Source organism: Chlamydiota bacterium (genome assembly GCA_016178055.1).
Classification (GTDB): domain Bacteria; phylum Auribacterota; class JACPWU01; order JACPWU01; family JACPWU01; genus JACOUC01.
In genome coordinates, this window is sequence record JACOUC010000004.1 from 1 (window position 1) to 16,381 (window position 16,381).

Annotated in this window: 19 protein-coding genes and 2 pseudogenes; 3 read left to right on the forward strand and 18 right to left on the reverse strand. The window is 42.8% G+C overall.

What is annotated here, in order from left to right:
• Positions 1 to 562 (forward strand): hypothetical protein (locus HYS07_00655; GenBank protein ID MBI1869684.1); only part of this gene is annotated, 562 nt, incomplete at its 5' end.
• Positions 563 to 566: 4 nt separating this feature from the next.
• Here HYS07_00655 and HYS07_00660 read toward each other — a convergent pair.
• From HYS07_00660 to HYS07_00685, 6 genes are read right to left on the reverse strand one after another with little or no spacing between them, the layout of a single operon-like run.
• Positions 567 to 1,907, reverse strand: coding sequence for a glycosyltransferase family 2 protein (locus HYS07_00660; GenBank protein MBI1869685.1), 1,341 nt, complete (start codon positions 1,905 to 1,907; stop codon positions 567 to 569).
• A 59-nt stretch (positions 1,908 to 1,966) separates the two neighbouring features.
• A complete protein-coding gene (locus HYS07_00665; protein MBI1869686.1) occupies positions 1,967 to 3,028 on the reverse strand; it encodes a HEAT repeat domain-containing protein in 1,062 nt (353 codons plus the stop codon).
• Entirely contained in the window at positions 2,982 to 3,632 is a 651-nt protein-coding gene (locus HYS07_00670) for a hypothetical protein (protein MBI1869687.1), read from the reverse strand. Before HYS07_00670 ends, HYS07_00665 begins: the two co-directional genes overlap by 47 nt.
• Before the next feature lies 1 nt (position 3,633).
• A complete protein-coding gene (locus tag HYS07_00675) occupies positions 3,634 to 4,017 on the reverse strand; it encodes a response regulator (GenBank protein ID MBI1869688.1) in 384 nt (127 codons plus the stop codon).
• Positions 4,010 to 4,885, reverse strand: coding sequence for a nucleotidyl transferase AbiEii/AbiGii toxin family protein (locus HYS07_00680; protein MBI1869689.1), 876 nt, complete (start codon positions 4,883 to 4,885; stop codon positions 4,010 to 4,012). Before HYS07_00680 ends, HYS07_00675 begins: the two co-directional genes overlap by 8 nt.
• Complete coding sequence (locus HYS07_00685; GenBank protein MBI1869690.1) at positions 4,882 to 5,523, reverse strand: hypothetical protein; 642 nt, start codon at positions 5,521 to 5,523, stop codon at positions 4,882 to 4,884. The genes HYS07_00680 and HYS07_00685 overlap by 4 nt, the downstream gene beginning before the upstream one ends.
• 373 nt (positions 5,524 to 5,896) lie before the next feature.
• Between HYS07_00685 and HYS07_00690 the strand changes: the two genes are divergently transcribed.
• Positions 5,897 to 6,166 carry a DUF4160 domain-containing protein gene (locus HYS07_00690; protein MBI1869691.1) on the forward strand — a complete coding sequence of 90 codons (270 nt, stop codon included), beginning with the start codon at positions 5,897 to 5,899 and terminating at the stop codon, positions 6,164 to 6,166.
• 4 nt (positions 6,167 to 6,170) lie between these two features.
• Positions 6,171 to 6,416, forward strand: coding sequence for a DUF2442 domain-containing protein (locus tag HYS07_00695; protein ID MBI1869692.1), 246 nt, complete (start codon positions 6,171 to 6,173; stop codon positions 6,414 to 6,416).
• A gap of 5 nt (positions 6,417 to 6,421) precedes the next feature.
• Here HYS07_00695 and HYS07_00700 read toward each other — a convergent pair whose 3' ends face one another.
• From HYS07_00700 to HYS07_00755, 12 genes and pseudogenes are all read right to left on the reverse strand, one after another.
• Entirely contained in the window at positions 6,422 to 7,855 is a 1,434-nt protein-coding gene (locus HYS07_00700) for a hybrid sensor histidine kinase/response regulator (protein MBI1869693.1), read from the reverse strand.
• A complete protein-coding gene (locus HYS07_00705) occupies positions 7,852 to 8,283 on the reverse strand; it encodes a response regulator (GenBank protein MBI1869694.1) in 432 nt (143 codons plus the stop codon). Before HYS07_00705 ends, HYS07_00700 begins: the two co-directional genes overlap by 4 nt.
• Positions 8,284 to 8,466: 183 nt before the next feature.
• Complete coding sequence (locus tag HYS07_00710; protein ID MBI1869695.1) at positions 8,467 to 9,477, reverse strand: histidine kinase; 1,011 nt, start codon at positions 9,475 to 9,477, stop codon at positions 8,467 to 8,469.
• Complete coding sequence (locus HYS07_00715; protein ID MBI1869696.1) at positions 9,452 to 10,363, reverse strand: PAS domain S-box protein; 912 nt, start codon at positions 10,361 to 10,363, stop codon at positions 9,452 to 9,454. The genes HYS07_00710 and HYS07_00715 overlap by 26 nt, the downstream gene beginning before the upstream one ends.
• A 3-nt stretch (positions 10,364 to 10,366) precedes the next feature.
• A pseudogene (locus tag HYS07_00720) lies at positions 10,367 to 11,206 on the reverse strand (PAS domain S-box protein).
• Between the two features lie 394 nt (positions 11,207 to 11,600).
• Complete coding sequence (locus HYS07_00725) at positions 11,601 to 11,834, reverse strand: hypothetical protein (GenBank protein MBI1869697.1); 234 nt, start codon at positions 11,832 to 11,834, stop codon at positions 11,601 to 11,603.
• Between the two features lie 78 nt (positions 11,835 to 11,912).
• Positions 11,913 to 12,761: a nucleotidyl transferase AbiEii/AbiGii toxin family protein gene (locus tag HYS07_00730; protein ID MBI1869698.1), complete on the reverse strand. Its 849-nt coding sequence runs from the start codon at positions 12,759 to 12,761 to the stop codon at positions 11,913 to 11,915.
• Positions 12,758 to 13,399 (reverse strand): hypothetical protein, encoded by a 642-nt coding sequence (locus HYS07_00735; GenBank protein MBI1869699.1) that lies wholly within the window; start codon positions 13,397 to 13,399, stop codon positions 12,758 to 12,760. The genes HYS07_00730 and HYS07_00735 overlap by 4 nt, the downstream gene beginning before the upstream one ends.
• A gap of 131 nt (positions 13,400 to 13,530) precedes the next feature.
• The gene (locus tag HYS07_00740) at positions 13,531 to 14,394 is read right to left on the reverse strand and encodes a nucleotidyl transferase AbiEii/AbiGii toxin family protein (protein MBI1869700.1); all 864 of its coding nucleotides are present in this window, start codon (positions 14,392 to 14,394) and stop codon (positions 13,531 to 13,533) included.
• A gap of 4 nt (positions 14,395 to 14,398) precedes the next feature.
• The gene (locus HYS07_00745; GenBank protein ID MBI1869701.1) at positions 14,399 to 14,875 is read right to left on the reverse strand and encodes a hypothetical protein; all 477 of its coding nucleotides are present in this window, start codon (positions 14,873 to 14,875) and stop codon (positions 14,399 to 14,401) included.
• 536 nt (positions 14,876 to 15,411) lie between these two features.
• Positions 15,412 to 15,513, reverse strand: a pseudogene (locus HYS07_00750) (AAA family ATPase).
• A gap of 285 nt (positions 15,514 to 15,798) precedes the next feature.
• Positions 15,799 to 16,275: an EVE domain-containing protein gene (locus HYS07_00755; protein ID MBI1869702.1), complete on the reverse strand. Its 477-nt coding sequence runs from the start codon at positions 16,273 to 16,275 to the stop codon at positions 15,799 to 15,801.
• Between the last annotated feature and the right edge of the window lie 106 nt (positions 16,276 to 16,381).

Below are 16,381 nucleotides of genomic sequence, written 5' to 3' on the forward strand. Positions count from 1 at the left end.
GCGTCAACAGGTGATGGACATTGATTTTTCGAGTGAGAAGACGCTTTTTTTAAATGATGTTGCTGTAAAAGATGCCCACACGCTTTTTGTGTCTGCAACGGATCTTGGTAAGATTTTTCAAGTCCGACTTTCACCTGTAAAACCTCATTTTCAAGCGCTTGCTTTAAAGGAAGAGATCAGAGGACCCAATGGCCTGCTATATCAGCCAGCAACCAAAAGTCTTTTTGTTGTTGGGTTTGGGAAGGACAATCAACCGAATGGGCAGGTGGGTGTGGTTTACATGCAAAGAGGAGTTTCTTATGAAATTCTCTCAGATGTTCAAGGCTTGTTGGATGGGGTTGCCCTGGTGAGTCATTCTCAACTTCTTTTTTCAGACTGGGTGGCTTTTGAGAAAAAAGGAGAGCTGAAAAGTTTTAATTTGAAGACGAAGGAAATAAAGACTTTAGATTTGGGTGACAAGATCGCTGGTCCTGCAGACTTTTATTACCAACCTTCCTCTCGAAAGATCTGGATTCCGGAAATGATGGCGGGGAAGATTCTGATCGAAGATTTACCGCAGTAAAATTTTAGTGTCTTTTTGCCCTTTTGTACCGGTCATAAACATGCACGCCTCTTAGATAGTGATAGGTTCCGAATAATTTGGCGAGAGAGATAACAACCCTATAACCAAAAAACTCAATCGCGCTTAGAAAAATGAGATACGCAACATAGCGAGTCTTAAATATTCTCTGACCCCTTATAAAGGTATTGATACATAAAAGGGATATCAGGAATTGTGTTGTTCCCATCAGGGTCAGGAAGGCCAAGAAAGTATTAAAGTCTAGAATTTTCAGCATCCAGCCGATCGCCAAAAAACCGATGCTGGCCGTCTCAAAAAATACACCCAGAACTTCGTAGAAAATAAAATAGGGATAAGTGAGGAAACCGAATCCTTTGTACTTGGGATTGCAGAACATGTATTTATACTTCCATACTGTTTCAATGATAACCCTTTGCCACCGGTCCCTTTGTTGGATCAGTGACTTTACATGGCTTGGACCTTCCGTCCATCCGACGTAGTGCGGCAGCATCAGTATTTTATAATTTTTGTCTTTGTTCTTCGCCATATAATCATGCATGCGAAAAGTGATTTCCATATCTTCACAAGTGAATTCAGCCGAGAATCCACCCAGCTCGTAAAGAACGTCCTTGCGCCATATTCCAAATCCACCCGCAACAATGGGGAGCGCATTAAATCGGCTCCAGGCCATGCGGTTTCCTATAAACGTACGAATGTATTCCAGATTTTGATAGGCAATGAGGGGGTTGAGTGAAAAACTTTTTTTGATAATTCTTCCATCTTTGATCTGGAGCCCATTGGCAAGACCAAAAGAACTGCCTATTCCGATGACCTTGTCAGGTTCTTTGTTCACTTGAGCCATGACCTTGATCAAGGCGTCTGGCTCTAGGATGGTATCCGCATCAATGACACACACGTGGTTATATTGAGCGATATTGAGACCGGCATTCAGGGCGCCTGCTTTTTTGTGACCTCCTGTCTTGTGGATAACGGTCACGTTGGAATGTCGGCGGCTCTTCAGAATATGGATCACGGGTCCCTCTTTGTAATGTTTTGCATAGGTGAGGTCGAGGGCTGCTAGATCAAGCATTTCATTGAGGATTTCAAATGTCCTATCGGTAGAACCATCGTCAACGACAATGATTTCGAAAGTGGGGTAATTGAGATGAAGCAAGGACATCAACGAATCGCGTATCCATCCTTCTTCATTTCGCGCTGGGATGATGAGACTGACCGGCATCGTTAAATTTGAGAAATAGATAAATGGGAAATTCTCTTCTTGGTTTTCGCGTTCTCTTTTTTTATTTTCGCGAAAACCTAAAATGGCCAGAACGAAATAGTAAATCATGAGCAAAAGGAAATACGTCAAAAAGGTGAGAAACGCGATGTAAAATACTTGTGATGTGATCATTTTATCACGGGGTTAGTTTGGTTCATCGCTTTAGAACATTCTTGATTTATCCCTTGCATGATCTGGAGTACGGCTCTGCGCTCATCCGATTTCAAATCATTCAGGGCTACCTGAAGTCCATAACCGGGAGATGATTTTAGGATACCGTCTATGATCGAAACAGCCTGCCTTTTTTGACCTGGATTTTCGGATAATAAGTTTCGACAAAGATGGACTGCATGCCCTGATGTTTCAATGATCTCGACACATATTTTTTTGGCCAATTCATCTTTTCCATGGAATATCTTTTCCATGTATGGAAGGGCGTCTTCAATGTGCTTGGCAATGGCCTTTTTAACGCTGGCGATCACGAGCCAAGAATTGTCCTTGATGAGATGAACAATCATGGGAATGGATCGTGCGCCTAGAATTTGTTCAAGGGCCTTAACAGCACTCGCCCTTACAAGCCACAGATCATCCTCGAGACACTTTAGGAGCGCTACAACACTCCGCCGATCTCTCATGTCTCCCAGACATTCGCATGCGGCCGAACGCACATCTCCTGATGTGTCGCTGGTCAGCGCTTCAACCTCTTTCACAAGGTGTTGAGGTTTTAGCCCAACCAATATCCGAAGTCCCAAAAACCGCATGGAGGGGTCTTGATCCTTGAGCAACCGTGCTGTTTCTGCAGATATTCCTTGAGGAAATTGTCCTAATAAAGAAACAATTTTATGATGGTAAAGAGGCCTTTGCTTTAAGAAATCGAGTAGGATTTTAGCGGAGTCGATCGTTTTGGTCTGTGCCAGTGCAATCATCGAAAAATAGCAAATGTCTTCATCTTTGTCCCATAACGATTTTTTAAAGACATCTGATAGGGAAGGACTCTCACAATATCCAAGACTTAGAATGGCTTCAATACGGGACCATTTATTTCTAGATAGATAGGCTATTTTCTCAAGTTGAGCGATACGGTCTTGATGGAGAAAAATTTTTCTAAAAATTTCCTGTTCAGATTTATTAAAAAAAGCCAGTTCACGGTTTCGATTGGTCTCGATATCTAGAAATAGACTTGATTTCAAAATCACCTTTTAGGGTGCCCAGATTCGCACTTCCACGTGACGCAATGTGTGAAATCCCGTACGAGGTGTTCAGATAATGGTTTCTAAAATAATAAGTCAATCCCAGGCTTACGAGTTGGCTGTCATTTTCAGCATAATCTCTATACGTATGACGGATCTCGCTATGGAGACCCTGATAGAGTGGATGGCTTAATTCAGCGATATTTTGAAATTGATAGAGATAAGTTGGAGCGATACCAAAGCCGATTTCTTCATGGATGTAAAAATCACTTAAATTGAAATAAGAACCTAAATTCAGGGCATGATCCACCAGGTGAAGCCTTTCAAACCTTGAATACGAAAAATAGGGGTTGATGTTTTTATACCTGGAGCCTACCGAGCCGGTTATTTCAGACCATGTACCATGATTGTTGCCAATTTTAACATTGCTTGCTTCATAAAAGGCAAAGGCAGAAAAATTATTTTTTCGTTCTTCTCCATGGAATGTGGAAAGCGAAGGCGCAATAGCTTTTGTCTGGCGTTCTATGTCAAGCGTTTCTGCGGGAGAGAGAAGGGGAATTCCAAAAAAACAAAAAATGAATAGTGCCCCCGCCTTTTTCTTCATGCTATTTTTTGTATTTTTCAGCGATACGAATAGCGGCACCGATATTCTCCACTTCCTTCTGTAGATCATCAGTTTTGAGTATAAATCCTGACGCATCCAACACATTTGCCAGACTAGACTTTTCCTCGCTTGAGAAAGCAGTCATGATAAAAATCGGCAGCCTCTTGTCCTCTTGACGGATCTTTTTTAAAACATCTAAGCCGTTGATTCCAGGCATCGTGACATCCATCAGGATGGCATCGGGCCTTTCAACTTTTACCTTTTGAAGAGCCTCTTCGCCACTCGTGGCCGTTACCACGGTATGTCCATTGGCTTCCAGTCTCGTTTTTACTATTTCTAAAAACTCTATTTCATCGTCAACAACCAATATCTTATTTTTATCCATAGTAACCTCCTGAAAATGTTCCAACCCATTTATGGAGTCGCTCCAAAAAAAATGCTTCATTCCAAAACTCCAGCATTCCTTCGCTCCCTCTTTTTAGAAAACGCTTCACGTCTTCTTTAACCCTTTCCCAATCCATGGATCGAATTTTCTTCTCCATTTCACGACAATACCAAGCCCGATCCACATTCAAATCCTGATTCTGCCAGGGTCCCTGTTGCTTATTGGCTGCAGCCAGGAATTTAAAATTAATGGGGGTCTTACGCGAAGTGTACCACACAAAATCATACCAGTCCCTTCCTTTGACATATTCGCGACAAAGGAGCGCATGACTTTTACCTGCAAACAAAGTAGGCAAATCATGCACCGTGACTGGAAAAGGAAATGGGAAATCCAAGAACTTCACTTCAAATTGGCTCCACTCGGGAGGGTTTGTATCAATTTCCAACTTCACCCGAATCTTTCGCGAGGCTCGGGTCCATCTTGAATGCCTAAAAATAAGCAATTTCCCGACAGAATCATCTTTTAAAAAAACCTTCTTAACGGTATCGTCTACTTTTTGCCGATCCTGAACTTCCAACTGATAACCATAGGCTTGGAATTCTATCGCTAAATTTTTTAAATACCCCTCTAATTTAAAGTCTCGATTGATGGCCTGTAAAGCAAAGTCAATATCCTCTGAAAAACGTTCAAGGCCATAAAGTACCCTCAGGCAAGTTCCACCCTGAAAGGCCGCTTCTTTAAAGAAGCCCGCCCGCGACAAAGCCGCCAAAGCAATTTCCTGGGTGATCTCTCGCAAGGCATTCTCCTCCTCCTGCTCGGTTTGACAAGCATAGGAATTCAACCTTTCTTGAATAATTTTTACACTCACTTTCGGATCTCCTTTTGAATCCCTAAAATAAATTTTCTCACCCTCTGGCTTCCGTAACTTTCTAAAAGCTCATCGAGCAATTCTGAATCCACCTCGTTAAGAAACTCATCTTCGACACGCAAACTTTTTCGCACGGGCTCCAATGACTTCCAATCCTTTTTGTAAACATAGATATAATCCATGAGCGCTTTCCAAGGATTGGCCATAAAAAAAATGGTCTGATCAGAAACCACTCTTTCCACTCCGATATAGAATGCGTTCTTGGAAACACTTTTAAAACTAAATGTGCCTATCGGTGTATGAAATTCACGAGAGCGTTTTATCGAGGAGCTCGTTACCTCATAAACAGCCTCCGGAATCCATCCATGATAGGAAAGAGCAGATTCTAAACTTACGTACGAAGGTCCATAAATGCGCTCGGCTAATTCAAAGAGATTTACCTTGCGACGTCGATACCGTTCTGCCAATAAATATAATCCCTGCCGAATATGGACCAGATCTCCGTGCGCAATCGCCCTATTTACGAGCCCGTATCGGCTGGCCCTCGTCTTTGAAACAAGAACAGCCAAGACATCATCGGAAATAAGGTCTTCCGAAATACGCTCCAAAATAGTATCAACAAGCCTGAAGGTAGACATAAAATGTATAAAACTTCCTTATAATAGAAGTCTCATACAAAATATTATCTTATTGTTTACCCGCTTGTCAAGAGCAAAAGCTTAGCCAGCATTTCATCTGAAAATAGTCTTTAGTTATTCTTATACAATAAGTTATGATGACTCGTAGTCGCCAGATTCATCGGGCAGCCCCATAAATGGGGCGACTACAAGGGTGATTTTCATCCCCCTTTGTGACGGACAGTCATGTATGTTCATATCAATTCTCCTTTTGAGATTTCATTAGAAAAAATGGCCTTTCAGGAGTAAGATTTTACTAGTAGAGGGTTTGGGCTTATTCTAAATAAGGGCAAGATGTAAGCCAAAGTGAACTGTTCCCTTTCAGGTTAGTTTTATGCCTATTATCTCAATGTTTTATGGCGTCATTGTCAGAATGTTTCACTTTGATGCCCAGAGACACAAAGCTCCTCATATTCATGTGCAGTATGGTGAACAATATGCAGTGATTGCTATTCCAAGTGGGAATGTCTTAGAAGGAAAAATTAAAGCTGCAAAGTTGAAGTTGGTTCAAGCATGGATTGAGATTCATCGCGATTCAATAATGGCTGATTGGAAGCTTGCTGTGGAAGGTCAGAAGGTTTTTAAAATAAATCCTTTAAGGTGAAAAAATGAGTTTTCAGATAAAGAGTGTTCAAGTCAATGCGGGTTATCAACTCTCTGTTAGATTTAAAAATGGCCAATCAAAATTGTTTGATATGAAGCCTTTCTTGAACAAAGGAATTTTCAAGGAATTGAAGAATGAATCTTACTTTCAAAAAGTACGGGTCGTTTGGGGAGGGATCGAGTGGCCACATGAGCAAGATTTAAGTGCGGACACACTTTATTATGGTGGGCTTCCTTCTAAAAAAAAATAAAATTTTTATTTAGGCAGTGTAAAATGAAATTTTGTTCCTTGACCCAAAGAGGATTCAACCCAGATTCTTCCATGATGAAGTTCGATCACTTCTTTACAAATGGCAAGTCCTAGGCCTGTGCCTTTATACCCAGAACCTTCTTTGGGGCGACCGAACTGCTTAAATTTGCTGAAAAGGGCCTCCTGATCTTGTGGGGCAATGCCGGGACCATCATCCATCACGCTGACCCTGATATGATTGCCTTCTTCAATCGCCTTAACAACGACTCTGGCATTAGAAAATCTAATGGCGTCATCCAAAAGGTTTGTGATCACTCGGTCAATCATTTCTGAATCGGCATTAATTTCGGGAAGATTTTGAGGAAGTTCTGTAACGAGCTTGCATGGCTTCTCTCGAGGAATTAATTTAAACCCTTCGATGATTTTTAAAATGAGTCCCTGGATAGGAATTTTTTCAAATGCCAACATGACCTTTCCCGTTTCAAAGCGAGTCAAATCTAAGAGTTCAGACGTAATTTTTAAAAGCCTTTCAGTTTGTCTAAAAAAAATTTCAATAAGATTGGCCTGTTCTTTTGGCAGAGGCCCTTCAAGACCATCTTTAAGATTTTTAAGCCCACCCTTTAAAACAGCAAGGGGATTTCGAAGCTCATGAGAGACAGTCGCTATGAAATTTTCTTTGAGTTCATTCAGCTCTTTTTGCTTTAAAGCCTTTTCGAGGGTTGAGGGAATCAGTTTTAAATAAAAATGATTCACATCTTTAATGATGTAATCACTCGCACCCTGTTTCAACGCCCTGACCGCGTAATCCTCACTTCCTGAACCCGTGGCAACAACGAAAGGCGTCTCTTGAAGATCTTGATGCAATTCTTCTCCACGTCCATCAGGAAGATTTGCATCCAAAATGGCCACATCAAAGGTCCCTTCTTTTAGTTTTTGACGGGCCTCAGCCAAGGTTGAAGTAAGAGTATATTGATAAAGAGGGTGCTGATCCAGCAACTGGGTCATGGCCTTTTGATCTATTTTGTCATCCTCTACAATTAAAACCCTTCGAACCCTTTTCATGCCTGGCTTTTTAGAAACAAAAAAATCAATGCTCGAGAAGAGGCGTTTTAAATAGTCCCACTTACTATCTTTGACAACATAGTCCACAGCCCCTAGATTCATAGCGTGCGAGGCGACTTCCTGATCTCCGTAGCCTGTGAGCATAATCACGGGGCAATCTATGGCCGCTTTGAAAATGTCAAAACCATGACCGTCCGAGAGTTTGTAATCAGCGACGATTAAATCATAGCGTTCCTTTTTTAGTTTTTCATGGGCTTGGGCCAGGGTGTTGGCCAAAACACATTCGTAGGAAATAGAATGATCCTTCAAACAGTAGACCAGGGCTTTCTGATCCATCTCGTTATCGTCTATATAAAGAATACGCTTCATCTCATTCATTTTATATTTCTCCGAAGGGGATGGGGTGCGCTCAATGTCCAGTAAAGATCAATCGCTCGTATGACTTCAACAAAATCCTGGTAATTCACGGGTTTGAGCATATATCCCGCCACGCTCAACTTATAACTCTCCACCCTGTCCTGATCTTCCTTGGAGGTGGTGAGCACGACCACAGGGATGATTTTAAGCTCGTCATCCGCCTTAATGACATGAAGGAATTCAATCCCATTCATCACGGGCATATTTAAGTCGAGTAAAATTAAGCAAGGGTATTCCTTACATGAGTCCTTGAGATAATGAAGCGCTTCTTGACCATTTTCAACGATGACAAGGGAATTGACAATTTTAACATCGTTAAAAGCACGCTTGACGGACTTTTGATCTATCTGATCATCTTCGGCAAGTAAGATAGGGCGATTGTCTATCATAAAGGCTCCTTTCTCTTCATCTCAATTTTTTTTTGTAGTCGCCCGATTCATCGGGCAAATCCATTGCAAGTAGCACGGGCCCCATAAATGGGGCGACACCAAAATGCGCTTCACGATGACTTGTAGCCGCCCGATTCATCGGGCAAATCCGTTGCAAGTAGCATGGCCCCATAAATGGGGCGACTACAAATATTTCTTAGGCAAAGTAAAATAAAAGGTTGATCCCTTTCCGAGTTGAGATTCAAGCCATATCCGGCCCCCATTGAGCTCAACCACTTTTTTGACAATGCTTAAGCCAATTCCGGTGGCTTCCGTTCTATCCCTGGGGGCCAGGGTTTGAAAGATTTTAAAGATTCTTTCAAAGTGTTCTTGGGCAATCCCAGGACCATTGTCTTGAACATAAAACTCCCACTGAGAATCATTTTCCTTACATCCAATTTTGATCTCGCCTTTGTCTTTATCCATGTAGCGTACAGCATTGCTCAGCAAATTCTGAAAAATCTGTTCGATATGAACCCGTACCGCCTTGATTTTAGGGAGACTGCCCACAATCTCTATTTCAACACGCTTAGGCGCATTGATGGAGTCTATCACCTCACGAACAATCTTACTGCAATCAACCATCTCACGGATCTCTTCCGTGCGACCCAGGCGAGCATACTTCAAAATCCCTTCAATCAAATCATTCATTCGAATCACACGCCGCTTCATGAGTTCTAAATTTTCTTTCTGCTCATCACTGGCCTTGTCCTTAAAGTCATGATAGATCCAATCCGCTATTTGACTAATCCCACGTAACGGGGCTTTGAGATCATGAGAAACGCTGTAAGCGAAGCTGTCCAATTCCTTGTTCGAAAGTGCCAGCTCTAGGGCCTGCTGCTTGACCTTCCTCTGCTCGATCTCGAAGTCGTCGAGGATATTGAGAACCGCTCGTTGCGTGTCGGTCAGACGAGCCTTTTCCTCGCTGGAGTCTGATAGAATGTTCAGGATCGCCCTCTGAGTGTCCTCGAGCCTAATCTTCTCGCCAGCGGCGTCATCTAGGATATTAAGGATGGCTCGCTGGGTCTCGCCCTGCCGTGTGCGCTCATTGCCAAAGTCGTCCAGGATGTTCAACATGGCCCTAGAGAAGTTCTGCCTACCCTCCTCGAGAGAAATATCAGTTTCGCGATCATCCCTTTTTGATTGAAATGACATTTTTAAACTCCTCGATCTCTTTCTTGAGCTCGATCATCTTGAGTTCGCGACCGACCGTCAGCTTCTGGAATCGCTCCAGCTCCGCCAATCTCTCCAGCTCCTTGGCCCGTTGCTCGGCAATCTCGGTCTCAGCCCTCTTCTGCGCGGTCACATCACGTGCGGCGGCGAAGACGCCTAGCACGCTGCCGCTCGCGTCCTTGTACACCGAGGCGTTGTAGAGAACGTCGGTTAACCGCCCGTCCTTGTGACGGATGGTCAGCGGGTAGTCGGTGACGGAGCCCTTGGCGAACACCTGCTGGTATCCTTCACGGGCCTTCTCGGGCTCGGTAAAATAGTTGGAGAAGTCAGTCCCGATGAGTTTTTCCCGCGGCACACCGGTCACCTTGATGGACCCTTCGTTGACGTCGGTGATTTTTCCCTCGGGGCTGATCGTAACCAGTGGATCCAAAGAGGCCTCAATGAGGCTTCTGGCGTATTGCGAAGCAAAGCGCAGCTTCTCCTCAGCCTGCTTTTTCTCCGAGATATCGCTGGACATGAGCAGAAAACCGATGGGATTTCCTGAGGCATCGTTGCGGCGGGTAACAACAACGCTCGCCGCGAAGTGAGATCCGTCCTTGCGGACGCGCTCAAATTCACCCTCAGCCAATCCCTTATCTAAGGCGGCGTCCAGAAGCTTTTTGACGGCGCCGGATTTCACATCCTGGGGTCTGTGAAGAATCTCGGAGTTCTTTCCGAGGATTTCTTGCTCCGAATACCCGTAATACCGCCGTGCCCCCTCGTTCCACGAGAGAATGCGGTTGTTGAGGTCCTTTCCTATGATGGAGTATTTAATGGAGCTTTGCAAAATGTTATCCAGAAGGTTCTTCGTTTCGCTGAACTGGGACATGACACGCTTGGATTCAGTCACATCTCGGGCAGCAGCGAAGACGCCCAGCACGTTGCCACGCGCATCCTTGTAGACTGAGGCGTTGTAAAGAACGTCGGTTAAGCGCCCATTCTTGTGTCGAATGGTCAGTGGATAGTCGGTGACGGAGCCCTTGGCAAAAACCTGCTGGTATCCTTCACGGGCCTTATCAGGCTCGGTAAAATAATTGGAAAAGTCAGTCCCAATCAGCTTTTCCCGAGGCACTCCGGTCACCTTGATAGATCCTTCGTTGACGTCGGTGATCTTCCCCTCTGGGCTGATCGTAACAAGTGGATCCAAGGAGGCCTCAATGAGGCTGCGGGCGTATTGGGAACCAGTCCGATCCTGCGACTCGGCAACCTGACGCTTTCTCAGCAATTCCTCCGCCTTTTTGCGCTCGGTAATATCAACAACCGCGGCCAATACAAACTGCCCCTGATCGGTCACGAATGGATTCAACCCGATCTCGACTGGAAATTCTACGCCATCCTTGCGGACCCCAAAAAGATCTCGGCCCGCCCCCATGGCCCGCGTTTGGGGTTTATGAGAAAAGTCGGCTCGGTATTGAGGGTGATGATTACGGAAACGACCCGGGACCAGGACTTCAACCTGCTTTCCTATTAGCTCTTTTTGCGTGTAGCCAAACATCATCGTCAGCCGGTTGTTGACAATAAGAATTTGCCCCTTTTCATCGACCAGGATGTTCCCATTGGGAGACGCTTCCAAGGCCAGACGAAAAGCAGGCCGCTCAATTTCATCGTGACTGATCGGTATGGGCTTGGAAAAGGGTTCGAGTGACTTTAATGGATCAAGAGAACGTTTCATAAAGCCTCCGCATTTTTCATAAGTGAATAAAAGAACGTCTTTCTGAAACTATCCGGGAAGAATCAGCCGGTTTGGGAATAAAACCGGATACACCCAATGTGGTTGCAAATTTAAAGTTGGGGGCGTTCATGATCTTGAAATTTGAAAGTGAAGCGATGAAATTAAAAAGCGTCTGCTGGCGCAAACCTGCTTTAGATAGAAATTTCAGGAAAGTAGACAGACCGATTCGTGAGTGAGTGAGTGAGTGAGTGAGTGAGTGAGTGAGTGAGTGAGTGAGTGAGTGAAATTTTATGAGGGTGGATACAATTCCACATATGCACAGATGTTACTATTCTGAAAATATTTTGCAATAGAAATTAACAGCATCGTCGCAAGAAGGGATATAACTAACTTCTCAAGCGGCACGATCTAAAGTCCTTAAGACCCTTAGCGGGAATTTGATGGAAACAAAATAAACTTGAGGATAGAGATAAGACTGCCTTGATTCGTCTACGATACGAAAAAGACCTTTGCCTTCGGCTTCCTTGTCTACTAAAACACGATAAATTTTCAATCGTTCCAAGGATGTTTCGTAATCTTTATTTTTTACACAAACAACATACTTTTTTACTGAGCGATGATTTTTCATTTTAAATGACTTGAATATGACTGATATCACTAAGAATTTTAAACCACATAGGAGTCTTTTAGGATAAAAAAGTCTGGATTATCCCCATTTATTGAGTCTCTCCAAAAAAAATGCTTCATTCCAAAACTCGAGCATTCCCTCGCTCCCCTTTTTTAGAAAACGCTTTACATCTTCTTTAACCCTTTCCCAATCCATGGAGCGAATTTTATTCTCCATTTCACGACAATACCACACCTGATCTATATTCAAATTCTGATTCTGACAGGGGCCTTGCTGAAAAATTGCTGAGGCTAAAAATTTAAAATTAATAGGGGTCTTACGCGAAGTGTACCACACAAAATCATACCAATCCCTTCCCTTCACATATTCTCGGCAAAGAAGCGCATGACTTTTACCTGCAAACAAAGTAGGCAAATCATGTACCGTGACCGGAAAAGGAAATGGAAAATCCAAGAACTTCACTTCAAATTGGCTCCCCTCGGGAGGGTTTGTATCAATTTCCAACTTCACCCGAATCTTTCGCGAGGCTCGGGTCCACCTTGAATGTTTAAAAATAAGCAATTTCCCGACAGAATCATCTTTTAAAAAAACCTTCTTAACGGTGTCGCTTACTTTTTGCCGATCCTGAATTTCTAATTGATAGCCATAGGATTGGAATTCTACCGCTAAATTTTTTAAATACCCCTCTAATTTAAAATCTCGATTGATGGCCTGTAAAGCAAAGTCAATATCCTCTGAAAAGCGTTCAAGCCCATAAAGTACTCTCAGGCAAGTTCCACCCTGAAAAGCTGCTTCTTTAAAGAAGCCTGCTCGCGACAAAGCTGCTAAAGCAATTTCCTGGGTGATCTCTCGTAGGGCATTTTCCTCCTCCTGCTCGGTTTGACAAGCATAGGAATTCAGCCTTTCTTGAATGATTTTTACACTCACTTTCGAATCTCCTTTTGAATCCCTAAAATAAATTTTTCCACCCTCTGGCTTCCGTAACTTTCTAAAAGCTCATCGAGCAACTCTGGATCCACCTCGTTAAGAAACTCATCTTCAACACGTAAACTTTCTCGTACGGGCTTCAATGACTTCCAATCTTTTTTGTAAACATAAATATAATCGATAAGAGCCTTCCAAGGATTGGCCATAAAAAAAATGGTTTGATCCCGAACCACTCTTTCCACTCCGACATAGAATGCGTTCTTCGAAACACTTTTGAAACTAAATGTACCGATGGGTGCATGAAATTCACGAGAACGTTTCATGGAGGCGCTCGTTACCTCATAAACAGCCTCCGGAATCCAGCCATGGTAGGAAAGAGCAGATTCTAAACTTACGTACGAAGGTCCATAAATGCGCTCGGCTAATTCAAAGAGATTGACCCTTCGACGTCGATACCGTTCTGCCAACAAATATAATCCCTGCCGAATATGGACCAGATCTCCATGAGCAATCGCCCTATTCACAAGCCCATATCGACTGGCCTTTGTCTTCGCAATAAGAACAGACAGGACATCATCGGAAATAACATCTTCCGAAATACGCTCCAAAATGGTATCAATAAGTTTGAAATTAGCCATAAAATGTATGAAACTTCTTAAAAATAGAAGTTTCATACAAAATACTATTTATTTTTTACCCACTTGTCAAGCGCAATAGTTGGCTGTTTAGGCCGCATGAAATGGAATTTTATTCCTTGACCCAACCCCTTTTAATTCTTGCTTCCGTGCTTTTCACCATCATTTTTCTTCATCTCCAAAATATATTTATCTAAAATAGAACCGGAATTTTCTACCCAATTTTTAATGAAACTGTGGCTGTCAAATAAATTCTCCAAATCTTTTAGCAGGTGTTCTGGCTTGTATTTTATTATCTTTTCACGAATTTTTTCAAAAAGAATTTCCTCTGAACTCATATTTAAAAACTTGCCTATCATTACCATATTCGGGTGAACACCACGTTGTAAGTACCATATAAAGTCATAGACATCCCTCCCTTTGAATGTGATCTCATTTTTCTTACCCTTGAAATAGATCCTATGAAATAGTGCGTTGATTTTACCGGCCATCAGGCTCGGCAAATCATAGTGCTGGACCAAAAAATTCAACCTCTCACGGTCAACGGGTGTAAACTCTGTTTTATATCCCGTTTTAACTACAGGACTTGTCTCAATCTTGACATAAAGCTTGTCGCTTTCACCCCTATCGGACAATCCCAAACGATGCAATATCGGAAATTTGAGGTACAGTTTGTCGTTTTTGCCCTTGATGGCGAACTCGATCTCCTTATGCTGGAGTTTTTTTATAAAGTGGTTGTGAAGGTCCTTTGCAAATGAAGCAATGTCAATATCTTCGGTAAGATCAAAATCAATATCTTCCGATAAACGGTTTAAACCATAGCAAATGGCCAGACAGGTCCCACCGGTAAATATGAAAGCTTTGCTAAATCTGGAATTATAAATAAAATCCAGCACGTAAAGCTGAAGATATTCCTTAATGTGATTTTGAATGACACCGCTAGACAAATTTTGACGTTCCAAATTTTGAACAAGCCTTTCTATTTCTGTCGTCAGCATGTTTCTATCCCCAATTATTTTTGAGACATTCATATATTAACCACATTTTTTTTGTATCACACAATCGGAACCATTTTCTGATTTCACGTCTGTCTTTTAAGGTGAGGTTATCATGGTTGATGCGCAGCTCATCAACTTCATTTTCCGTAAAATCTGAAAACATGTACTGACGCAAATAGATGTAATCAAATAGAGCCTTAGCCTTGGTGGCCATGAGGATGGTGTTGCTCCCATACGGTCTCTCGACAAAACCGGTAAAAAGATGCGGTGAGATGCTATAAAACTTGAAAGACCCCATCTTATTTTGAAAAGCCCGGGTTGATTTTGGGGTGACCGATGTAACGCCAAATATCGCCTCTGTCAGAAGGCCCTGTTTTTGAAGCACATAATCACAGCTTAAATAAGACGGTCGAACAAATCTGTTTGCCGTATACTCTAAAAACGCATCCAAATCTTTTTCTCTATTTACAAACGTCTGCAATGTATAAAGACCGCGTTTTAGCGGTATTAATACCCCCTTTTTTGTCCAGTTTTGTATATCTCTGTCCAATGAGACCCTTGAACCCTTATGTAATTGCCTAAGGGCACTCTTGCTGAAACAGGGCGATTTTTCAAGGACTTTTAAATCAGATTGTCTCATAATATGTTCTGATAATAGGTATTTTTAGTACCTAAAACTAGAACGATATTATATGAGGCCACCCCCTTTGTCAACACTTGAAAATGGGAATACTACCAGCATAGTCGCAATGTTTTTTTTACTGAGCGATGATTTTTCATGATTCAAGAATTCTTGGGAGCTCTTCTACCATGTAGAGGGGTAATGACAGGAGACCAAATTCCGCAACCGCTTTTTGTGATCCTTGTTGGATCCCATGATAGACCTGTTGCCAGGAAGGCGTGTTCAGATCGAATCTCACAGCAAGGGGGATCTTTTTTTCATGAACAAATTGCTGGAGCGACTTCAGGGAACCGCTTTTCCCAGCCTTGACCTCAATGGGAATGACTGATTGATTCAAAATCCTGTCTTTGGGCAAATTGTCTCACCAGGGTCGATTTACCGACCTGCCGGGCGCCTCGAATGACGAGGGGCTTGCGGTTTTTACGTGCCCCAGCCATTCCTGTAAATTATCTTCTGCAAATCGTCTTATGAGAACGACCCCCCATGGCAATATAGACCTATTTAAAATACATCTCTTGAATATAATAGGCCTATGTTTTATTCAATTCAATATTATTTTTGGCATATGCACTTGATTCCCCTTAGATAGCAAGCGCCATGGCAAGAAGTTGTAGTCGCCCCATTCATGGGGCTGTGCCCCTTGCATGGGTTTGCCCGATGAATCGGGCGACTACAAAGGGGAATCAAGTGCATATGCCGATTTTGATAGAGGGTAGGGTGCTTTAGTTTTTCTGTCGACCCATCTCTAGAATTTTCTCAAAATGTTTTTCTTCCACCGGTTGTATTGAAAGTCGTGCAAATCTTTGGACGACTCTCATGTCTGAAAGGGCTTTGTTAGCTTTGATTTCTGGAAGAGGAATGAAATGGGAGAATTTTTCCAAGAATTCAATGTCGACCCGATACCAAATGGGATTTTCTTTCGTGGCTTTTGGGTCGAAGTACTCGCTCTTGGGATCCAGGGCTGAAAGGTCGGGAGTTCCCTTTTTGACCACTTTTGCAAGGCCTGCAACGCCTGCAGGTTCGGCATTTGAGTGATAAAAAAGGACGAGATCGCCTATCTGCATCGTGTCTCTCATGAAATTTCGTGCCTGATAATTTCTCACGCCATGCCAATACGTTCTTTTATCTTTTTTTAAATCGTCTATGGAGTAAACGTCAGGCTCACTTTTCATGAGCCAATAATGGAGAGGTTCTTTCATAGGATCTCCTTCAAGTATTCTAGGTCTGTGACTTCTTCAAGCCTTTTGAAGAAAACGGGTCTATTTTCAGAAAGGGTTTCGCCTGTAAGATGGGTGTTAAAAACAA

Coding starts and splice junctions, on each gene's coding strand:
- HYS07_00660 (MBI1869685.1), bottom strand. CDS start 1,907: ATGATTTACTATTTCGTTCTGGCCATTTTAGGTTTTCGCGAAAATAAA.
- HYS07_00670 (MBI1869687.1), bottom strand. CDS start 3,632: ATGAAGAAAAAGGCGGGGGCACTATTCATTTTTTGTTTTTTTGGAATT.
- HYS07_00675 (MBI1869688.1), bottom strand. CDS start 4,017: ATGGATAAAAATAAGATATTGGTTGTTGACGATGAAATAGAGTTTTTA.
- HYS07_00685 (MBI1869690.1), bottom strand. CDS start 5,523: ATGTCTACCTTCAGGCTTGTTGATACTATTTTGGAGCGTATTTCGGAA.
- HYS07_00690 (MBI1869691.1), top strand. CDS start 5,897: ATGCCTATTATCTCAATGTTTTATGGCGTCATTGTCAGAATGTTTCAC.
- HYS07_00695 (MBI1869692.1), top strand. CDS start 6,171: ATGAGTTTTCAGATAAAGAGTGTTCAAGTCAATGCGGGTTATCAACTC.
- HYS07_00700 (MBI1869693.1), bottom strand. CDS start 7,855: ATGAATGAGATGAAGCGTATTCTTTATATAGACGATAACGAGATGGAT.
- HYS07_00705 (MBI1869694.1), bottom strand. CDS start 8,283: ATGATAGACAATCGCCCTATCTTACTTGCCGAAGATGATCAGATAGAT.
- HYS07_00710 (MBI1869695.1), bottom strand. CDS start 9,477: ATGTCATTTCAATCAAAAAGGGATGATCGCGAAACTGATATTTCTCTC.
- HYS07_00715 (MBI1869696.1), bottom strand. CDS start 10,363: ATGTCCCAGTTCAGCGAAACGAAGAACCTTCTGGATAACATTTTGCAA.
- HYS07_00725 (MBI1869697.1), bottom strand. CDS start 11,834: ATGAAAAATCATCGCTCAGTAAAAAAGTATGTTGTTTGTGTAAAAAAT.
- HYS07_00735 (MBI1869699.1), bottom strand. CDS start 13,399: ATGGCTAATTTCAAACTTATTGATACCATTTTGGAGCGTATTTCGGAA.
- HYS07_00740 (MBI1869700.1), bottom strand. CDS start 14,394: ATGCTGACGACAGAAATAGAAAGGCTTGTTCAAAATTTGGAACGTCAA.
- HYS07_00755 (MBI1869702.1), bottom strand. CDS start 16,275: ATGAAAGAACCTCTCCATTATTGGCTCATGAAAAGTGAGCCTGACGTT.